At 28.9% G+C, this 19,900-nt stretch carries 17 protein-coding genes; 12 read left to right on the forward strand and 5 right to left on the reverse strand.

What is annotated here, in order from left to right; all coding sequences use genetic code 11:
• Nucleotides 1–8: 8 nt before the first annotated feature.
• The 8 genes from CP523_RS08040 (at nucleotide 9) to CP523_RS08075 (ending at nucleotide 7,137) form a co-directional block, all read left to right on the forward strand.
• Nucleotides 9–1,253: a glutamate-5-semialdehyde dehydrogenase gene (locus CP523_RS08040; protein WP_066675933.1), complete on the forward strand. Its 1,245-nt coding sequence runs from the start codon at nucleotides 9–11 to the stop codon at nucleotides 1,251–1,253.
• Nucleotides 1,254–1,406: 153 nt separating this feature from the next.
• Complete coding sequence (locus tag CP523_RS08045; protein WP_120140761.1) at nucleotides 1,407–1,877, forward strand: GNAT family N-acetyltransferase; 471 nt, start codon at nucleotides 1,407–1,409, stop codon at nucleotides 1,875–1,877.
• A 24-nt stretch (nucleotides 1,878–1,901) separates the two neighbouring features.
• Nucleotides 1,902–2,597, forward strand: coding sequence for a SanA/YdcF family protein (locus tag CP523_RS08050; RefSeq protein ID WP_066675934.1), 696 nt, complete (start codon nucleotides 1,902–1,904; stop codon nucleotides 2,595–2,597).
• Nucleotides 2,598–2,718: 121 nt separating this feature from the next.
• Entirely contained in the window at nucleotides 2,719–2,970 is a 252-nt protein-coding gene (locus tag CP523_RS08055) for a FeoA family protein (RefSeq protein ID WP_066675935.1), read from the forward strand.
• Complete coding sequence (gene feoB, locus CP523_RS08060; RefSeq protein ID WP_120140762.1) at nucleotides 2,970–5,093, forward strand: ferrous iron transport protein B; 2,124 nt, start codon at nucleotides 2,970–2,972, stop codon at nucleotides 5,091–5,093. The genes CP523_RS08055 and feoB overlap by 1 nt, the downstream gene beginning before the upstream one ends.
• A gap of 145 nt (nucleotides 5,094–5,238) precedes the next feature.
• Nucleotides 5,239–6,024: an SDR family NAD(P)-dependent oxidoreductase gene (locus CP523_RS08065; protein ID WP_083089453.1), complete on the forward strand. Its 786-nt coding sequence runs from the start codon at nucleotides 5,239–5,241 to the stop codon at nucleotides 6,022–6,024.
• Between the two features lie 10 nt (nucleotides 6,025–6,034).
• Nucleotides 6,035–6,856 (forward strand): Cof-type HAD-IIB family hydrolase, encoded by an 822-nt coding sequence (locus CP523_RS08070; RefSeq protein WP_066675939.1) that lies wholly within the window; start codon nucleotides 6,035–6,037, stop codon nucleotides 6,854–6,856.
• 2 nt (nucleotides 6,857–6,858) lie between these two features.
• Nucleotides 6,859–7,137, forward strand: a complete 279-nt coding sequence (locus CP523_RS08075) for a hypothetical protein (RefSeq protein ID WP_066675940.1) — start codon at nucleotides 6,859–6,861, stop codon at nucleotides 7,135–7,137.
• A gap of 377 nt (nucleotides 7,138–7,514) precedes the next feature.
• On the opposite strand, the gene CP523_RS08080 is transcribed toward CP523_RS08075, so the two are convergent.
• Both CP523_RS08080 and CP523_RS08085 read right to left on the reverse strand, forming a co-directional pair.
• Entirely contained in the window at nucleotides 7,515–8,702 is a 1,188-nt protein-coding gene (locus tag CP523_RS08080; RefSeq protein ID WP_066675942.1) for an ABC transporter permease, read from the reverse strand.
• Nucleotides 8,695–9,426, reverse strand: coding sequence for an ABC transporter ATP-binding protein (locus CP523_RS08085; RefSeq protein WP_066675944.1), 732 nt, complete (start codon nucleotides 9,424–9,426; stop codon nucleotides 8,695–8,697). Before CP523_RS08085 ends, CP523_RS08080 begins: the two co-directional genes overlap by 8 nt.
• Before the next feature lie 495 nt (nucleotides 9,427–9,921).
• Between CP523_RS08085 and CP523_RS08090 the strand changes: the two genes are divergently transcribed.
• Nucleotides 9,922–10,971, forward strand: coding sequence for a carbamoyl phosphate synthase small subunit (locus tag CP523_RS08090; protein WP_066675946.1), 1,050 nt, complete (start codon nucleotides 9,922–9,924; stop codon nucleotides 10,969–10,971).
• A gap of 13 nt (nucleotides 10,972–10,984) precedes the next feature.
• Nucleotides 10,985–14,209: a carbamoyl-phosphate synthase large subunit gene (gene carB / locus CP523_RS08095; RefSeq protein ID WP_120140763.1), complete on the forward strand. Its 3,225-nt coding sequence runs from the start codon at nucleotides 10,985–10,987 to the stop codon at nucleotides 14,207–14,209.
• A gap of 153 nt (nucleotides 14,210–14,362) precedes the next feature.
• On the opposite strand, the gene CP523_RS08100 is transcribed toward carB, so the two are convergent.
• Together CP523_RS08100 and CP523_RS15995 are read right to left on the reverse strand one after the other, a co-directional pair.
• Nucleotides 14,363–15,601 (reverse strand): IS256 family transposase, encoded by a 1,239-nt coding sequence (locus tag CP523_RS08100; protein ID WP_120140764.1) that lies wholly within the window; start codon nucleotides 15,599–15,601, stop codon nucleotides 14,363–14,365.
• Between the two features lie 175 nt (nucleotides 15,602–15,776).
• Nucleotides 15,777–16,430: a hypothetical protein gene (locus tag CP523_RS15995; RefSeq protein ID WP_066675949.1), complete on the reverse strand. Its 654-nt coding sequence runs from the start codon at nucleotides 16,428–16,430 to the stop codon at nucleotides 15,777–15,779.
• A 161-nt stretch (nucleotides 16,431–16,591) separates the two neighbouring features.
• Between CP523_RS15995 and CP523_RS08105 the strand changes: the two genes are divergently transcribed.
• Nucleotides 16,592–16,873: a hypothetical protein gene (locus CP523_RS08105; RefSeq protein ID WP_066675955.1), complete on the forward strand. Its 282-nt coding sequence runs from the start codon at nucleotides 16,592–16,594 to the stop codon at nucleotides 16,871–16,873.
• Nucleotides 16,874–16,929: 56 nt separating this feature from the next.
• Here CP523_RS08105 and CP523_RS08110 read toward each other — a convergent pair whose 3' ends face one another.
• On the reverse strand, nucleotides 16,930–18,822 hold the full coding sequence (locus CP523_RS08110; RefSeq protein WP_120140765.1) for a type I glutamate--ammonia ligase: 1,893 nt from the start codon (nucleotides 18,820–18,822) through the stop codon (nucleotides 16,930–16,932).
• 293 nt (nucleotides 18,823–19,115) lie between these two features.
• On the opposite strand from CP523_RS08110, the gene murI reads away from it, so the two are divergent.
• Complete coding sequence (murI, locus tag CP523_RS08115) at nucleotides 19,116–19,892, forward strand: glutamate racemase (RefSeq protein ID WP_066675959.1); 777 nt, start codon at nucleotides 19,116–19,118, stop codon at nucleotides 19,890–19,892.
• Nucleotides 19,893–19,900 lie beyond the last annotated feature (8 nt).

Raw genomic sequence — 19,900 nt, forward strand, 5'->3', positions numbered from 1 at the left:
GAAAAAAGATGAGCGAATTAATAACAAAGGGCCAATTAGCTAAGGAGGCTTCATATGAATTGGGAAATGCTAGTACTTCAAGAAAAAATGAAGCTTTAGAGAATATGGCTAAAAAATTACTAAATAATAAAGATGAGATAATAAAAGCTAATGAGTTAGATTTAAAGGTAGCTATGGAAAAAGGCACATCAAAAGCTATGTTAGATAGACTTGCTTTAAATAGTCAAAGAATAGATGATATGGCAGATGGATTAAGACAAATAGTAGCTTTACCAGATCCTGTAGGAGAGGTGCTTTCAATGTGGAAAAGACCTAATGGACTACAAATAGGACAGCAAAGAGTTGCTATGGGAGTTATAGGAATTATATATGAAGCTAGACCAAATGTAACTTGTGATGCAGCTGGACTATGTTTAAAAACAGGGAATGCAGTTATTTTAAGAGGTGGAAGTGAAGCTATAAACTCTAATAAAGCAATAGTTAAAGTATTATCTGAAGCTGTAGAAGAAGTGGGTTTACCTAAAAATTCAGTTCAACTAGTAGAAAATACAAGTAGAGAAGTAGCAACACAAATGATGAAACTTAATGACTATATAGATGTTTTAATTCCAAGAGGTGGTGCTGGACTTATACAAACAGTAGTTAACAATGCCACAGTGCCAGTTATAGAAACAGGAGTAGGAAATTGTCATATTTATGTTGATGAAGAATGTGACCTTGATATGGCAAAAAATATTATAGTAAATGCTAAAACATCAAGACCAGCAGTTTGTAATGCAGCAGAAAAGATGTTAATTAATGAAAAGATATCTGATAAGTTTTTACCTATAATAGCAAATGCATTAAAAGAAAAGGATGTTGAAATTAGAGGCGATGAAAAGGTAAGAAATTTGGTAAAAGAAGCAGTTGAAGCTACAGAAGAAGATTGGAGCAAAGAGTATTTAGATTATATAATTGGAGCTAAGGTAGTTAAGGATATAGATGAAGCTATAAATCATATAAATAAATATGGTTCAGGGCACTCAGAAGCCATAGTAACAAAGAGTTATGAGAACTCACAAAAGTTTATGCAAAGAGTTAGTGCAGCAGCAGTTTATGTTAATGCATCAACAAGATTCACAGATGGATGTGAATTTGGTTTTGGAGCAGAAATAGGAATAAGTACTCAAAAGCTACATGCAAGAGGGCCTATGGGACTTAAAGAGCTTACAACTATTAAATATATTATTTATGGAAACGGACAAATTAGATAAATTATAAAAAATAGCTATTCAAAATTAAATAGCTATTTTTTTATAGGCAAAATGGCAAATATTATTAAATAAAAATTAAGTTTATAGTAATTACATTATTTAGATTATATAATAAAAGGTGGACAGCTATGAAATATAAAAAGGGAGAAACTTATGAAGATAAATAATAACAAGATTAAGTATAAAGTAAGTAGTTTTTATGATTTGACTAGAGATGATATTTATGAAGTAGCAAAGTGTAGATACGAAGTATTCGCATGTGAACAAAAAATAGTTTGTGAAAATGACTTTGATGATAAAGACCAAGAAGCTTATCATTTACTAGCATATTATGAAGAAAAATTAGTAGGTTATTGTAGAATATTAAAAAGTGGAGCTACTTATGATAAGCCATCAATTGGGAGAGTTCTTGTTTTGAAGGAATACAGAAGAAACAATATTGCCCAGGAAATGATGATGAAAGCTGTAGAATTTATAGAAAATGAGATGGGAGAAAAAGAAATTGTGTTATCAGCTCAACTTTATGTTAAGGATTTATATAGTTCTATAGGGTTTAAATCTATATCAAATGTATATGATGAGGCTGAAATACCTCATATTAAAATGTCATTTAAAAGAGAATAAGAATATATTATAAGGAAGTAAGAAATGAAAAAGGGATTTTTAAGGAGAATTAAAAAAAGTATGATAATAGGAATTATGCTATTAATAATTATATTAGTAGGCTCTATGATAGCTATAATTCAAAATGTACAAGGTTATGATAAATATATAGTAAAATTAGAGGATTTACCAAGAGATATTGACTCTATAATAGTTTTAGGAGCTGGAGTTAAAAATGATGGAGAGCCATCGGATATTTTGATAGATAGATTGGAAACTGCTTTAAAAATATATAAAGAAGATAAAAGTGATACTTTCGTTTTAACAGGGGATCATGGAAAAGAAGATTATAATGAAGTAAGAGCTATGAAAGATTATATAATGAAGCATGATATAAATGAAAAACGTGTTTTTATGGATCATGCCGGCTTTAGCACTTATGATAGTATGTATAGAGCTAAAGAAATATTTAAAGTAAATAAAGCTATTATAGTAACTAATGAATATCATTTACCAAGGGCATTGTATATAGCGAGGAAATTAGGAATAGAAGCTTACGGAATCCCTTCAGATATAAGGGAGTATTTATTTATTGATAGTTATAAAACAAGAGAAAAGTTAGCTCAATTAAAGGATTTTATTTATGTAAATGTATTAAAGCCTAAACCAGAATTTTTAGGTGATGAGATACCAGTAAATTCTTCAGATGGAAGGTTAACAGATGATGAAATTAAATTATAAGTTCTGCATATTGCAGAACTTTTATTTTTTTAGAACAGAATAACAAAAATATCATAATTTAATATTAGGGACATTAGATAAGAAACCAGAGGAATATAAATAAAATTAAGGAGGGGGAAGAATGGAATACAAAAATACACTAAATAAGATTGATTCAAGCGACTATGTAGAGGTTGTAAACTTGGATGTTAATGGAGATATGAGAAGGCGTTTTTTAGATCTAGGGATAATAAATGGTACAAAAATAAAAATTTTATATAGAAGTCCTTTAGGAGATCCTAGAGCATATTTAATTAGAGGAGCTGTTATTGCAATTAGAGATGATGAAGCTAAGCATATTTATGTGCAATCATTAAAAAAGGAGATGAATTGATGGGTCTAACAAAAAGTTCTACAGGAACAAGTGTGTTAGCAAAAGGAAAAAAAATGAAGAGCAATGAGAAAATTCATACTATAGGATTAGCAGGAAATCCTAATGTAGGAAAAAGTACAGTATTTAATGAATTAACAGGATTAAATCAACACACAGGAAACTGGCCAGGAAAAACTGTTATAAATGCAGAGGGTTTTTATAAGTATAATGAAAGGTTATATAAAGTTGTTGATTTACCTGGCACATATTCATTATTATCTAACTCAGAAGAAGAGGAAATAGCAAGAAACTTTATTTGCTTTGAGGATTATGACACAATAGCTGTAATAGCCGATTCAACTACTCTAGAGAGAAATTTGAATTTGTTAATTCAAATACTTGAATTAACTGATAATGCTATATTATGTGTAAATTTAATGGACGAGGCAGAGAAAAAAGGAATAAACATAAACTTTAAAAAATTAGAAAAAGAATTGAAATGTAAAGTAGTAAGTATGGCAGCAAGACAAGGTAATGGAATTGAAGAATTTAAAGATAAAGTTCAATTTTTAGCTAGTAATGGCTATAAAGAAACATTTAAAATGACATATGATGAGGAAATTGAAGCGGACTTATCTGAAATAATTCCATTGCTAAAAATTGATGTAGGAGAAAAGAAAAAACGTTGGATTGCATTAAGATTACTAGAAGGAAATAAGGATATATGTGATTTTTTAATAAGTAAGTTTGACATATCAAAAGATGTTATATCTTTAATAGAAAACTTAAGAAATAAATTGATAGAAAGTGGAGATGTTTCTTTAACTGATAGAATTGTAGGAAGTATTATAAAAAAATCTGAAGACATATCTAAAAAGGTTGTTACTACATCTAGAGAGTATGGTTTAAGGGATCAAAAGATAGATAAGATATTAACATCAAAGTTAACAGGAATACCGATAATGATAATACTTTTAGCGGTGGTATTATGGATAACTATAACGTTAGCAAATTATCCATCAGACATGTTAGCTAATATGTTTGCATCATTAGAAATTAAGTTAAGGGAATTTTTTTATTATATTAATTCTCCGTCATGGCTTCAAGGAATGCTTATAGATGGAGTATATACAACATTAGCGTGGGTTATTTCTGTTATGTTGCCACCTATGGCAATATTTTTCCCTATGTTTACTTTGTTAGAGGATTTAGGCTATTTACCAAGGATAGCATTCAATTTAGATAAATGTTTTAAAAGATGTTGTTCTTGTGGTAAACAAGCATTAACAATGTGTATGGGACTCGGGTGTAATGCTGCAGGGGTTATTGGTTGTAGAATAATTAACTCACCAAGAGAAAGATTAATAGCTATAATAACAAATAATTTTATGCCTTGTAATGGAAGATTTCCAATAATAATTACAGTAGCTACAATATTTGTTGGAGGGCTGATTGGGGGAACTGGTACAATTTCGGGAAATGCAATTTCAGCTTTAACAGTAACTGCAATAATAGTATTAGGAGTATTTATTACTTTATTAGTTTCTAAAATATTATCAAGTACATTTTTAAAAGGAATACCTTCTAATTTTATTTTAGAATTACCTCCATATAGAAAGCCTAAAATAGGCCAAGTTTTAGTAAGATCTTTATTAGATAGAACTATTTACGTTTTAGGTAGAGCTGTAGTAGTGGCGGCTCCAGCTGGAATAGTTATATGGATATTTGCCAATATTCAAGTTGGAGGAGTATCTATATTAACTACATGTGCAAATTTTTTAGCACCATTTGCTAATGCAATAGGATTAGATGGATATATATTAATGGCATTTATCCTTGGATTACCAGCAAATGAAATAGTAATGCCAATAATAATAATGAGTTATTTAAGGGCAACTACTATGTTAGAATTAGATAGTATGGTACAGTTAAAAGAATTGCTAATAGCAAATGGTTGGACATTACTAACAGCTATAAATGTTATGTTGTTATCCTTAATGCATTACCCTTGTGCTACTACTTTATTAACAATTAAGAAAGAAACTAATAGTTTTAAATGGACTTTTTTAGCCTTTATAATTCCAACATTATGTGGAATTATAAGCTGTTTTATAGTAACTCAAGTATGGCGATTTATATCTTAATTTAAGGTAAATATAATGATAATATTTAAAAGGGTTATTTGAATTTTGAATTTAAATAACCCTTTTCTATATTTGTATTTAATAATAAGTTTGTTATTATAAGGGTAAGAGTTAGTTTAAATATTTAACTAGAGAGGGTAAGTATATGGAAAAAATGCATGCTAAAAAATATGTTTTAATTACAGGAGCATCTTTAGGGATTGGAAAGGAACTATGTAAATTATATGCAAAAGATGGATATAATTTAATTTTAGTAGCTAGAGATATAGATAAGCTTAAACAATTAAAAGATGAATTAAAGAAGTATAATATATGTGTGGAAATTTTGTCTGTAGATTTAACTGGGGATAAATCATGTGAACAAGTTATTGATTTTGTGAATAAAAAATCTTTGTCTGTGGATATTTTGATAAATAATGCGGGAATAGGATCTTTTGGATATTTAAGTGAAATAGATGTAAATAAGGAATTATCTTTGATAGATATAAATATTAGAGCATTAACGGAATTAACTAAATATTTTTTGAAGGATATGATAAAAAATAATAATGGAGCAATTATGAATGTAGCATCTACAGCAGCATTTTGTGCTGGTCCTAAGATGGCTACATATTATGCATCAAAAGCTTATGTTCTTAGTTTTACTGAAGCTTTGTATGAGGAAGTAAAAGATAAGGGGATTAAAGTAAGTTGTTTATGTCCTGGTGCAGTTAATACAACATTTCAAGGTAAGGCGGGAATTAAAAAGAGAAATGGCGCAGATAAAAATTTAATGTCAGTTAATAAAGTAGCAGAGATTGGTTATAAAAATTTTAATAAGGGAAAGTTAATAATAATTCCTGGATTTAAAAATAAGCTACTTGTTTTAATAAATAAGCTATTACCAAGAGCAATATCAAGAAAAGTTATTCTAATGATGAATAAAGAATAGGAGGAAGTTTATGAGTAAAATATTTAATGGATATCTTTTAGTATCTGATATGGATGGAACATTACTTAATAGTAAAGGAGAACTATCACAAGAAAATATAAGAGCCATAGATTATTTCGTTGATAATGGAGGGGTATTTACTTTAGCTACTGGAAGAATGTTAGCTTCAGCAGGAAGATTTGTACCTAATTTAAAAATTGGATTACCTGTGATTTTATATAATGGAAGTAAAGTTTATGATTATTCAAATAAGAAGTTACTACATGAAAACTATTTAGAAGAAAAAAGAAAAGAAATAGTGAAAAAATTGCAACAAGAAAAGCCTAATTTAGGGATAGAAGTATTTTCAGAAGAGAAGAATTACATAATTCAAAAATGTAAATATACAGATAGGTTAGCAAATTCAGTTTGCGAAACAATATATGATATACCAGATGAGTTATGGAAGCAAAAGTGGACTAAGATATTAATGATTGGGGAAGAAGAAGTAGTAGATGAATTAGAGGAAAATTTTCATTTAATTTGTGATAATGTAGAAGTATTAAGAAGTGGGGATAAATTTTTAGAAATAGTTCCAGAGTATACTTCAAAAGGGTCTGCACTAAAAAAATTAATAGAAGATTTTGATATAGATCCAAGTAAGGTAATAGCCGTAGGGGATAGTATGAACGATAGAGAAATGCTAAAGACTGCAAAATTTGGTTTTTGTACTGAAAATGGAATAAAAAGATTAGTTGAAGAGGCTAAGTTTAAGGCACCTAAAAATGATGATAATGCAGTTGAATATGTAGTAAGATGGTTAGAGGAAAAGATATTAAAAGGTGAATTATAATTATGGGAAATTGTTTAAAGGATGAATTGATAAATATATATACTACTTTAGTAGAAAGTGGGACTATATTTTATTATGGAAATGAAAGTATAAGTTATGGGGAAGTAACATCATTTGCAATAGGTGAAAATGAAAAGTTAGAAATAGAATTAAATGGATTTGAAACTTACAATATAGAATTAGAGGATTTTGAAAAAAATCATTCTAAGGAAGGTGTTAATTACCACAGCTGGGGAATGGTAAGAGAGTTTGATAATGTATTAGGGAAGATAATAAAATAGATTATTAAAACAGTTAGATGTTAGTTAGTTTAGTGTAAAAATAAATAACTAACATTTTTTTATATTAATATTATACTCGTATATGATATTATCTATTAAGCTATATAAATGGAGCTATTATTGAAAAATATAGTAACTACTTATAAGGTACTTTTTTACTATATAATATCTAGTTTAATTATACATCAGCATTGTTTAAAATTTAGTCTAAATTTGTAATTATAGAAAAATAATTTAATATAGTGAGCTTGACTTAGTTAATTATAAAATAAAAATGGATATCACCATGTTTTACTTGGGAATATCCACTTTATTTTAATACTAATAATAATTTGTTTTTTTATTAAATACTAAGGGTTAAAAGATTTCTATTTATATTAGTTTCTAAAGATAACTTCTTCTCTAGAGAACATAAATTTAGCAAATATAATTGCTGCAACTATATAAACTATATGCCAAGCTAAAACTATAACTATATGTTTTATATCAAATATTCCAACAACGAATTCTTTCATTAGACAAATAGAATTTGTAATAGGAATATTAAAAAATACTGGATTTATACTTTTAGCATCCATCATATAAGGTATAAATGCTAATAGCATTGTAGGCATTGTTGTAGCTACTAAATAAGAGTTAGCTTCTTTAGTTGATCTAGCATATAAACTAACTGATATTTGCATTGAACATAGAGTAATTAAAAGTAATATACATATTACTAAGATACCAATTACAGTTATTGGATCGAGATTAAAACTTAATTCAGTGCTTCCAAAAGACATAAATTTTTGCATTGATAAAATCATAACTACTAAGTTAGCTGATAATGAAATAAATGAAACCGTGCAAAGAGCAGCAATTTTACCCCAAAGCAATGAATTTCTTTTAGCAGATGTTGAAAGTAATGGTTCGAATGTAAATCTTTCTTTTTCACCAGCCCCTAAGTCAGCAGCCATACCTACAGTAGATGAAATCATTAAAATAACAATTAGTGTTGGAATCATAGTAAGAAGCATTGAAGCCATTCCATTAACTTCATTGTTGTCTACATTTATTCCAGATTTAATTTCTACTTCAAAAGGTTTAAGTATTGATGGATCTATTCCATTTTCAGATAGCCTAGCTTGTACTATATTATCTTTATATTTATCATAAATACTATTTACCATATTACTTGCAATCATAGATTTATTTGATTCTTCATCAATTAGTAATTCTATTGAAGATTGTTTTCCTTCTAACATATCTTTATCAAAGTTTTCTGGTATTTTTACAATAAGTTGAATATCACCTTTTTTTAATGATTCCGTAGGGGAATCAACAGTATGAGTTTTTATATTTTCTAAGCTTGTTAATGTTTTAGCCATTAAGGAGTTTGAATCTCCTTCTATAACTATATTTATTTCTTTTTCAGCATCTTTTTGAGTTTTTTCTATTGATGATGACATAAATTTGAACATTAGAGGATATAGAAGTATAGGTAAAATTAATGTAAATACCAAGGTTTTCTTATCTCTAAATATGTCTAGTAATTCTTTTTTTAATACTGTAAAGAAGTTACTCATTTAAACTACCTCCAATCAAATCTAAGAACATTTCTTCCAAATCATTATTATTATGTTTTTCCTTTAGATTAAGAATAGTAGAATCTTCTAAAAGCTTACCCTTATTTATTATTACGACTCTATCACATAATTTTTCAACTTCTTTCATAGAGTGACTTGAAAATAGAATGACTTTATTTTCTTTTTTACATTGAAGAATAAAGTTTTGAACTATTCTTGCAGCACTAACATCTAAACCTGTAGTTGGTTCATCAAATAGCATGATGGAAGGATTATGAACTATAGATCTAGCTATAGAAATTTTTTGTTTCATACCTCTAGAATATTTTCCAACAGGTTTGTTTATATACTCTTCCATTCCAAAGCTTTTTGAAAGTTCATCAATTCTTCTATCGGCTTCAGCTTTGCTCATTCCATAAAGATTGGCAAAATATCGTATATTTTCTTTACCTGTAAGTCTATCATATAAACCTACATCACCACCAAAAAGTATTCCTATTTCTTTTCTAACCTTTTCAGGATACTTTTTCACATCAATATTATTAACAAATATATCTCCATTAGATATTTGTAACATAGTGGAGATCATTCTTAAAGTAGTTGTTTTACCAGCTCCATTTTCACCAAGAAGCCCTACAATTTCCCCCTCATTTACATCAAAAGAAATATTATCAACTACGATAGTTTTCTTAAACTTTTTTGTTACATTTTTTAGTTGTAACATTTAATCACCCCTTTATATATCTATTTATTAATTATATAATATATTATTACTAAATAAGTAGTACATTTAACCTAAATAGAAATATATAATATATTATGTTGTATATTATACCATATAGCTAAATGGAAATGGAAGTTAAATTTAAAATTTAATTTAAGGCAATTAGATAAATATCCTTGACATGGATTAGGAATGAATATAGAATATTATAAAAGATAAATAAAAAAACAAATGAAGTTAAAAAGTACACTTTAAATTGGTCCTGTGAGGCCAGAAAGGGAGTATGTGACTATGTTATACTTAAAATTAGATAATAATTGCATAGCTATGTCAGTAAGAGCGTTTTCTAATACTGATGTTAAATATATAAGGATAGTAGGGAGAAGATTTTAAAGTCATCTCCTTAGTATCCTTTTGTTTTACAAAAAAATCAGTAAAGCTTTTATAAAGGTGTATTTTTAGCGTAGATTATATAAATTTAAGGAGGGCTAAAGTATGAAAGCAAAGCTTATATTAGAGAATGGAATGATATTTGAAGGAAAAGCCTTTGGATATCTAAAAGATAGTGTTGGAGAGGTAGTATTTACAACAGGAATGACTGGCTATCAAGAGGTTTTAACAGACCCATCATATTATGGACAAATAGTAACGATGACATATCCTTTGATAGGAAATTATGGAATTAACTTAGAGGATATGGAATCAGACTCACTAAAGGTTAAAGGCTTTATAGTAAGGGAAAAATGTAGCTTTCCCAATAATTTTAGATGTGAAATGGGATTAGAAGACTTTTTAAAACAAAATAAGATTATTGGATTAGAAGGTATAGATACTAGAGCGTTAACAAAGGTTTTGAGAAACTATGGAACAATGAAAGGGATTATTTCTTTAGAATCACATTCTATAGAAGAGGTAGAAGAAAGAATTAAGGCATTTTCAAATAAAGAAGCCGTATCTATAGTATCTACTAAAAATGCTTATACTATAGAAGGTCAGGGGAAACATGTAGCAATAATGGATTTTGGAATAAAGCAAAATATTATAAGAAATTTCAAAAATAGAGGTTGTAAAATAACTGTATTTCCAATGACTACAACGGCTGAAGAAATTTTAGAAGTTAACCCGGACTTAGTATTTTTATCAAATGGTCCTGGAGATCCAGAAGATTTAACAGATGTAATAGAAAATATTAAAAAAATAGTTGGAAAGAAACCAATAGTAGGAATATGTTTAGGACATCAATTATTAGGATTAACTTTAGGGGGAAAAACTACTAAATTGAAATTTGGTCATAGAGGTTGTAATCATCCTGTAAAAGACTTAGAAGAAAATAAAGTTCATATTACATCTCAAAATCATGGATATGTAGTTGAAATATTACCAAAAGATGTTGTAGCAACACATATAAATATAAATGATGGAACAATAGAAGGAATGAAGCACACAAAGCTCCCAATATTCTCAGTTCAATTCCATCCAGAGGCTGCAGCAGGTCCAAAGGATAGTGAATATATATTTGATAAATTTATGAATTACGCACTATAGGAGGGTTATAGATATGCCATTAAATAAAGATATTAAAAAAGTTTTAGTTATAGGATCAGGTCCAATTATAATAGGTCAAGCAGCAGAGTTTGACTATTCAGGAACTCAAGCTTGTCAGGCTTTAAAAGAAGAAGGAATAGAGGTTGTACTAGTAAACTCAAATCCAGCAACAATAATGACAGATGCAGAAGTTGCAGATAAGGTTTATTTAGAACCATTAACAATAGAATTTTTAGAAAAAGTAATTGAAAAGGAGAAACCAGATAGCCTGCTTGCTGGTATGGGGGGGCAAACTGGACTTAACTTAGCAGTAGAGTTATATGATAATGGAATATTAGATAAATATAATGTTAAGGTAATAGGCACATCTATCGAATCCATTAAAGAGGGTGAAGATAGAGAGTTATTCAGGGATATGATGAATAGAATAAATGAACCTGTTATACAAAGTGAAATAGTTATTGACTTAGAAGCTGGAATGGCTTTTGCTAATAAGATAGGATACCCAGTAATAGTTAGACCAGCGTATACGTTAGGAGGAACTGGTGGTGGAATAGCTGAAACAGAAGAAGAGTTAAAAGAAATTTTAGCATCAGGATTACAATTAAGTACTATAGGGCAAGTTCTTTTAGAGAAATCAGTTAAAGGTTGGAAGGAAGTAGAGTATGAGGTTATGAGAGACTCATATGGAAACTGTATAACTGTATGTAATATGGAGAATATAGATCCAGTAGGAATTCATACAGGAGATAGTATAGTGGTAGCTCCTTCTCAAACTTTATCAGATAAGGAATATCAAATGTTAAGAACAGCATCAATAAATATAATAAATGCAGTTGGAATAGAAGGCGGATGTAATGTACAATTTGCATTAAATCCAAATTCATTCGAATATGCAGTTATAGAGATTAATCCAAGGGTATCAAGATCATCAGCTCTTGCATCAAAGGCAACAGGTTATCCTATAGCAAAGCTTGCAGCTAAAATATCATTAGGATATGGATTAGATGAAATAAAAAATGCTGTTACACAAAAAACATACGCATGTTTTGAACCAACTTTAGATTATGTAGTAGTTAAAATTCCAAAGTGGCCTTTTGATAAATTCTTTACTGCTGATAGAGCTTTAGGAACAAAAATGATGGCTACAGGCGAAGTTATGGCTATAGGAGCTAACTTTGAATCAGCATTTTTAAAAGGAATTAGAAGTTTAGAAATAGGTAAATATTCACTAGATCATCCAAAGTTTAAAGAACTAAGTATTCAAGAACTTAAAGAAGCTGTAATGAAGCCAGATGATGAAAGAATGTTTGCCCTTGCAGAAATGATTAGAAGAGATTATAGAATAGAAAGCATTGCTAAAATAACAGGAATAGATATATTCTTCTTAGAAAAAATTAAGTGGATAATTCATGAGGAAACAAGATTGAAGTTAAGTCACATAGAAAATTTAGATAAAGAATGGTTATTAAATCTAAAGAAAAAGGGGTTCTCAGACAAGGCTATAGCAGATATGTTAAAGGTTAGTCCAGATGATATCTATAGATTAAGAAGTATATGGAATATAAAGCCTTCATATAAGATGGTTGATACCTGTGGAGGAGAATTTGAAGCATTATCACCATATTATTATTCAACATATGAACAATTTGATGAAGTAGAAGTTTCAGATAAGAAAAAGGTAATAGTTATAGGATCAGGTCCTATTAGAATAGGTCAAGGTATAGAATTTGATTATGCTTCAGTTCATTGCGTAATGGCATTAAAGAGAATGGGGATTGAAACAATAATAGTAAATAATAATCCTGAAACAGTAAGTACAGATTTTAATATATCAGATAAATTATATTTTGAGCCATTAACAGAAGAAGATGTGTTAAATATAATAGAAAAAGAAAATCCTTATGGAGTTATATTACAATTTGGAGGTCAAACAGCTATAAAACTTGCTAACTTCTTAAAGGAAAAGGGAATAAAAACTTTAGGAACAACAGCAGATCAAATAGATATGGCTGAAGATAGAGAAAAATTTGATGAGTTACTTGAAAGTTTAGGAATAGATAGACCAAAGGGTAAGGGTGTTTGGACGGTACAGGAAGGATTAGAAGAAGCAAGAAGATTAGGATTTCCAGTGTTAGTAAGACCTTCATATGTACTTGGTGGCCAAGGGATGGAAATAACTTTTGATGAAGAAGAATTAACGTACTACTTAAAAAATGCTTTTATTAAAGATAAAAAGAATCCTATACTAGTAGATAAATACTTAATGGGTAGAGAAATAGAAGTAGATGCTATATCAGATGGAGAAAATATCTTAATGCCAGGAATAATGGAGCATTTAGAAAGAGCAGGAGTTCACTCAGGTGATTCAGTAACTATGTATCCAAGTCAGAATGTAAGCAGTGAAATAAAGTCTAAAGTTTTAGATTATACAAAAAAGCTAGCAGTTGCTATAGGAATTAAGGGAATGATAAATATTCAATTCATAGAGTTTGAAGGAGAACTATATATAATAGAAGTTAATCCAAGAGCATCAAGAACAGTTCCATACATTAGTAAAGTTAGCAAGGTTCCAATAGTAGACTTAGCAACTAAAGTAATGCTTGGACATAAGTTAGTGGACTTAGGATATGGAGTAGATGTTTATAAAGAACCAGAATTAGTATCAGTTAAGGTACCTGTATTCTCAACTCAAAAGCTTCCAAAGGTTGAAGTGTCTTTAGGACCAGAAATGAAGTCTACAGGGGAAGTTTTAGGAGTGGGTAGAAATATTAAAGAAGCTCTATATAAAGGATTTGTAGGAGGTAGTATGTATCCTGGAAATAAAAAAGGTAAGATATTAGCAACTATAAATAAGCATGATAAAGAAGAGTTTCTGCCAATAGCTAAAATGCTTTCGGAAGTAGGATATAAATTTATAGCAACAGCTGGAACAGCTAAATTACTTAGAGATGCTGGAATAGATGCAGAGGAAGTAAGAAGGCTTAATGAAGTGGCGCCTAATATATTAGATGTTGTTAAGAATAAGGAAGTTGATTTAGTAATAAATACTCCTACTAAAGGTAATGATTCTAAGAGAGATGGTTTCTTAATTAGAAGAGCAGCTGTAGAAAGAAATATAGGTGTTATAACAGCACTAGATACATTAAAAGCAATAGCACAAGTTAAAATTAGTAAAATAGAAAATAAAGATTTAGAAGTATTTAATATAGCTGAGAGAATAGATAATTCTGTGTAATTATCATTTTTATTATTTTAATATTACTGGAAATTTTCATTTCCAGTAATATTTTTTTATATTTAAGAAATACTAATAATGTTTCTTATTACCTTTTTTAGTATTTCAAAAAAATCTAATAGTATGCATATAATTTATAAAAAGTACAAGCTTTTAAGCTAATTCATCTTTTAATTGATCTTCAAATATTATTGATAGCTCTGCTAACGTAGCACCCCAATTATGTATAGGCTGAGTCCATTTTTCTAGTATCTCCATCGTTGCTAAGTAAACACACTTATTTAAAGATTCATCAGTTGGGAATATGACTCTAACTTTAGTGAATTTACGTATTTGACGATTAAAACCTTCTAAGATATTTGTAGTATAAATCATCTTTCTTATAGTTGGAGAGAAGTCGAAAAATGTTGAAAGGTTACTCCAATTATTATACCAGGAATCTATTACTATTCCATATTTATCTCCCCATCTCTCCTTTAAATTATCTAGCTGTGCTAACGCAAGTTCCTCTGTTGTAGCCTTATAAACCTCCTTCAAATCTTTCATAAATGCTTTTTTATCTTTTGAAGCTATGTATTTTATTGAATTTCTTATTTGATGAACAATACATGTTTGAATATTTACTGATGGAAATACTGTTTTTATAGCTTGTGGAAGCCCTTTTAATCCATCCATACAAGCAATTAAAATTTCTTTTACACCTCTATTTTTTAAATCATTGCAAATTCCTAACCAGAATTTAGCACCTTCAGCTTCATCAACCCATATACCTAAAATATCTTTATATCCTTCCATAGTGTATCCTAAGCATATATAGACAGCCTTGTTAACTATCTTTCCATTACTTCTAACTTTAAAGTACATAGCATCTAAATAAACTATTGGATATATTTTATCTAATGCTCTATTTTGCCATTCGGCGGCGCTAGCAAGCACTTTATCAGTTATTTTAGATACCATCGATGGTGATATAGTTATTCCATATAAGTCTTCAATTTCAGCCTGAATATCAGATGTTGACATACCTTTAGCATATAAAGATATAATCTTTTTATCTAACTCAGTACACACAGTTTCATATTTTTTTATAATTTGTGGCTCAAATTCAGCATTTCTATCACGGGGTACGTCTAGGTCGACGTCACCGAAGGAACTTCTTAAATTTTTGCGACTATAACCATTCCTGTAGTTCTTCTTAGTTTGATCAACTACTTCTACACGTTCATATTTATTTCTTCCTAGATGTTCTTCCATTTCACCTTCTAATATATTTTCAAGAACATCTTTAACTAATCTTTGTATTAATCCGTTTTTACCCATCACATCATCGATTGTTTTACATCTTTTAATTTCCTCGTTGTAATCAAAGTTGGTATCAATTTTTCTTGTCATAATAATTCCTCCTAATTTATATAGTATATTATTCCAAAACTTCCAACTGTTAATACAAAAAAACAGTAGATAGTTTTGTTTTTACACAAAACTATCTACTGTCTCATATAGCTAGGTAATATAAAAGGGATTAGAATCATTTTAAGATTCTAATCCCTTTTATATTAAATATGTTTTAATTAACCTCACCATCTACGGTAGGTGGAGCAGGATATATATCACCTGTAGCATTGTTATGATCAGCATCAGAAACTGGATGGTGCTCATCAGGATTAAATTGTTCATGATCTTCACTTGGTTGTTCATTGCCTTGATTTGATTGTACATTGTCTTGATTAGTTTGATCATTACCTTGATTTGATTGTCCGTTATCTTGATTAGATGAATCGGAATCTAAATTAGGTACATAGTCATTGATAGGTATATAATCACTATTGTCGTTAGATGATTCAGGATACCATATAGTAGTATCATTGCTTTCTGTAGAAGAACTTTCAGCTTCATTAGTATTAGTGTTTGTATCTATAGATTCTTGTTGATTAGTTTTATTAGTTTCCTCTGTAGGAGCAACAGGTGTTTTATTAGAATCATCTTTTTTCTTTTCAGTCTCTTTTTTCTTTTCAGCATCTTTTTTCTTTTCGGTTTCTTTTTTTGTTTCTTCTTTTTCTTTATCAACTTTATTTTTATCTGAATTTTCTTGAATTGTTGAATCAGAAACTTTCTTATATTCAGCATTAGTTTTAATGCCTTCTATAACAAAAATTGAAACTAAAGCAAAGATTAAAATAGCTATTAGTAAATTTTGTAATTTTAATGCTTTTTCTTTCATAAATATGTAAAAAACTCCTTTCTTTTGACATGAACATATATTTTAATTCTGTATTTTTCAAAAAACTCCTTTTTTAATCAAAAAATAAATATAAAATAATTGACATAGAACTTAAGTTCGTGTAATATATGAAGTGTAGAACAAATGTTCTGGAGGGGGCTATGAAAAAGAATAGTGGCATTTTTGTGAAATTAAATTATAAGACAATTGGAGAGTTTAAAAGCTTAATAATAGATAGAGACATAATAACTATAGAAGAAGAAAAGTATTTAATGTGTGCAGGAAAGTATAATAAGGATGGTTGGACTTTTGTGTTTAAGGCAAGTAGTATTAAAGAGGCAGAAGAATTAATAAATACAAAATCAATACGTACAAAAAGAGTAGTTAATGGAAATTCGCATATAATAGATACAGAAAGAGTCGTTATCCCTGGGTGGATATAATAAAAAACACTACAATGAGTTATTAAATAAAGACTCATGTAGTGTTTTTGCTTATATTAAATATCTAATAAATTCTTCTTATATTGAGTATATAAATCTCTTAATTCTGACATCATATCATCAAGCTTTAGATATAAATCAGAAGCAGTAGCAAAATCTTCTTCTGCTAAAGCGACCTTTATCTTAGTGAATAAACTTTTATTAGTATAAGTATCTTTCATTATAGTATGTCTAAGTTCATTAATTCTCATCCAATTTGACACATCTAAATCTAAAGCATGATTACCATGCAGTTGTTTATAAGATCTAACCTCTAAAGAATAATTTGCTATAACTCTATGTGAAATTTCAGTTGCCCATCTTTGAGTAACTGCTAATTTAAAGCTATTAATTAAAGCATCGCTCATAACGTTATTTCTTTTTAAAATTTCTAGTTTTTCTGGATTATTATCTAATTGAATTAGATTTTCATATATTGTAGCAGGAGCTTTCCCGAAAAATCTATTTCTTTCGCTTTCTGTAAAGAATTCAAATACATCTTCTTCACTTCTATAAGCTCTATCCTTTTCTAAGTAGATTGAATCATCACCTGCCTTTTTAGATAATTCAGTTAGTAATTCTTCTTCAGTTTTATTATCAGTAGCATATATTATTCCATCAAGCATAGCCATATAAGAGACTGCTATTGCTAAGTATATGTTAGTATGAGGATTAGGTGATCTAAGTTCAAATCTAGTAGCTAACGGGTTCTGTAAGTCCCTAATAAGTCCAATAAGAACAGTTCTATTTCTTGAAGGATTATCAGGACTTAAACCAAGAGAAGTAACTATACATATTGGAGCTTCAAATCCTGGTTTTAATCTTTTTAATGAATTATTAGTTGATGATATAAAAGGATTCATAACTTCGTAGTTTTTTAGAACTCCCATTATAGCACCATAACCAATACAACTTAGAAAATCTTCTTTAGTAGCATTGAATAAATTTATTCTTTTTCCATTTTTAAGTTTTAAGCTTACCCCTAAATGAATATGCATACCTGAACCAGCAACGCTATCTATAGGTTTAGCTTTAAAAGTTACCTCAAGACCATTTCTTCTAAATATCTCTTGAACAAGTATTTTTACAAATATTTCGTTGTCAGCAGCTTGAACAGCATCGGAATATTTCCAATCAATTTCAAGTTGTTCCATTATATGATTGAAGTTTCCTGTAGACTCTAATTTAGCTTTAACTCCACCGACTTCTTTATGCCCCATTTCAGGTTCGAACCCGTATTCCTCCATAAGTAATAAGCATTGTTCTAAAGCAGTTCTAACAGCACCTTTAGTTCTAGTCCAATAATGCTCATGTAAAACTTGTGATGTTGATAATTCTTCAATTTCAGCCTTGTCATTAGGTGTTTTAACCCAAAATTCAAGCTCAGATGCAGATGTTATAACAACTTCATCTATATCATTAATAGTTATTCCAAAGGGAGTTAATGTTTCGGGTTTATTTTTAAAGATTGAAAGGAGAGTAGATTTAAAGGTATCTACTGCAGATGTTAAGATATGTCTTGAACAAACGGCTTTTTGATTATGAAATAAAAATGAAGGTATTCTTAATGTTCCAACTGGCTTATTAGTCAATGGATCAATATGATCGTAGTTATAGTCAATGAACCAATTACAGTTAAGGTCTGTAACCATATCTACTTTAGCGTCATTAAGAGTAGCTATACCAGGAAGAACAACTGAAGAACCATCGGTTTGGATAGCAACACCATGAAGAAAGTTTTCTATATCTTCTAAAAATAATTTTACAGGTATCTTTTCATCTGTATCATTTCCCGATAAATCAACTCCGACAAAAGACACAAATTTAATTTCTGGATGATTATTAAATATATTTAATAAATCTTCTTTATTGTGGTTTGACTTTGAAATTGTAAATATTAAATCTTTCATAAATATATTCTTGCAAATCACATAAATTATGCAAGAAATAACTCACATCCTTTCTCATAATATCGAACAAAAATTGTATTTTTATAAATAATATTCGCTATAATTACAATTATAAAGAAATTCTATTATATTGATTATATGATGTCAATAATTTATTGATAAATAAGTCAAAAAATTAAAATGATTTTATATAATATGATTTTTATGGATTTTATTAAGATTAAAATTTATGGATTTATATACAATAAAGGTATAAAATAAAAATAGAATTAATGAAAATGGAGTGAGATTACTTGGAGAAGAGAAATATGCCTATAGGTTTTTTTGATTCAGGGGTTGGAGGTCTTAGTGTTATGAGAGAAGCACTTAAGATAATGCCTAATGAAGATTATATATATTTTGGAGATTCTAAAAATGCGCCTTATGGAACTAAATCAGTTAAAGAGGTAAGAGACTTGACTTTTAAAGCAGTAGAGTTTTTATTAAGTAAAGGAGCCAAGGGGATAGTAGTGGCATGTAATACTGCTACAAGTGCAGCAGTAGCTGAATTAAGGAAGGTTTATCCTGAATTACCCCTAGTAGGAATAGAACCTGCCATAAAGCCAGCAGTAGAGTTAAAAAAAGAAGGTAGTATATTAATAATGGCTACACCTATGACTTTAAGAGAAAAGAAATTTAATCTTCTTATGGATAAGTATAGGGAAAAAGCCAATATAGTTCCTGTACCTTGTGCAGGATTAATGGAATTTATAGAGAGAGGTATTTTAGATGGTGAGGAACTTGAAATATATCTAACAGAGAAATTAAATGAATATAGGATTCCTAAAATATCATCAATAGTCTTAGGATGTACTCATTATCCATTTATAAGTAAGACTTTGTCTAAAATAGTTGGAGATGATATTACAATTATAGATGGAGGCCTTGGAACAGCTAAGGAAATTAGAAGAAGGTTAGAAGAAAAAAGATTACTAACTGATTCCAAGGAAAAAGGAAAAATTCAAATATTTAATTCATTAGAATGTGATGATGCTATTAATTTAAGTAAGCATCTTATAGAAATTGGGTAAGTTAAATT

This window comes from Clostridium septicum (assembly GCF_003606265.1).
GTDB lineage: Bacteria > Bacillota > Clostridia > Clostridiales > Clostridiaceae > Clostridium > Clostridium septicum.

What these genes read in the sequence shown, in the direction of transcription:
- CP523_RS08040 (WP_066675933.1), top strand. Translation starts at nt 9, where the DNA reads ATGAGCGAATTAATAACAAAGGGCCAATTAGCTAAGGAGGCTTCATAT.
- CP523_RS08045 (WP_120140761.1), top strand. Translation starts at nt 1,407, where the DNA reads ATGAAGATAAATAATAACAAGATTAAGTATAAAGTAAGTAGTTTTTAT.
- CP523_RS08050 (WP_066675934.1), top strand. Translation starts at nt 1,902, where the DNA reads ATGAAAAAGGGATTTTTAAGGAGAATTAAAAAAAGTATGATAATAGGA.
- CP523_RS08055 (WP_066675935.1), top strand. Translation starts at nt 2,719, where the DNA reads ATGGAATACAAAAATACACTAAATAAGATTGATTCAAGCGACTATGTA.
- feoB (WP_120140762.1), top strand. Translation starts at nt 2,970, where the DNA reads ATGGGTCTAACAAAAAGTTCTACAGGAACAAGTGTGTTAGCAAAAGGA.
- CP523_RS08065 (WP_083089453.1), top strand. Translation starts at nt 5,239, where the DNA reads ATGGAAAAAATGCATGCTAAAAAATATGTTTTAATTACAGGAGCATCT.
- CP523_RS08070 (WP_066675939.1), top strand. Translation starts at nt 6,035, where the DNA reads ATGAGTAAAATATTTAATGGATATCTTTTAGTATCTGATATGGATGGA.
- CP523_RS08075 (WP_066675940.1), top strand. Translation starts at nt 6,859, where the DNA reads ATGGGAAATTGTTTAAAGGATGAATTGATAAATATATATACTACTTTA.
- CP523_RS08080 (WP_066675942.1), bottom strand. Translation starts at nt 8,702, where the DNA reads ATGAGTAACTTCTTTACAGTATTAAAAAAAGAATTACTAGACATATTT.
- CP523_RS08085 (WP_066675944.1), bottom strand. Translation starts at nt 9,426, where the DNA reads ATGTTACAACTAAAAAATGTAACAAAAAAGTTTAAGAAAACTATCGTA.
- CP523_RS08090 (WP_066675946.1), top strand. Translation starts at nt 9,922, where the DNA reads ATGAAAGCAAAGCTTATATTAGAGAATGGAATGATATTTGAAGGAAAA.
- carB (WP_120140763.1), top strand. Translation starts at nt 10,985, where the DNA reads ATGCCATTAAATAAAGATATTAAAAAAGTTTTAGTTATAGGATCAGGT.
- CP523_RS08100 (WP_120140764.1), bottom strand. Translation starts at nt 15,601, where the DNA reads ATGACAAGAAAAATTGATACCAACTTTGATTACAACGAGGAAATTAAA.
- CP523_RS15995 (WP_066675949.1), bottom strand. Translation starts at nt 16,430, where the DNA reads ATGAAAGAAAAAGCATTAAAATTACAAAATTTACTAATAGCTATTTTA.
- CP523_RS08105 (WP_066675955.1), top strand. Translation starts at nt 16,592, where the DNA reads ATGAAAAAGAATAGTGGCATTTTTGTGAAATTAAATTATAAGACAATT.
- CP523_RS08110 (WP_120140765.1), bottom strand. Translation starts at nt 18,822, where the DNA reads ATGAAAGATTTAATATTTACAATTTCAAAGTCAAACCACAATAAAGAA.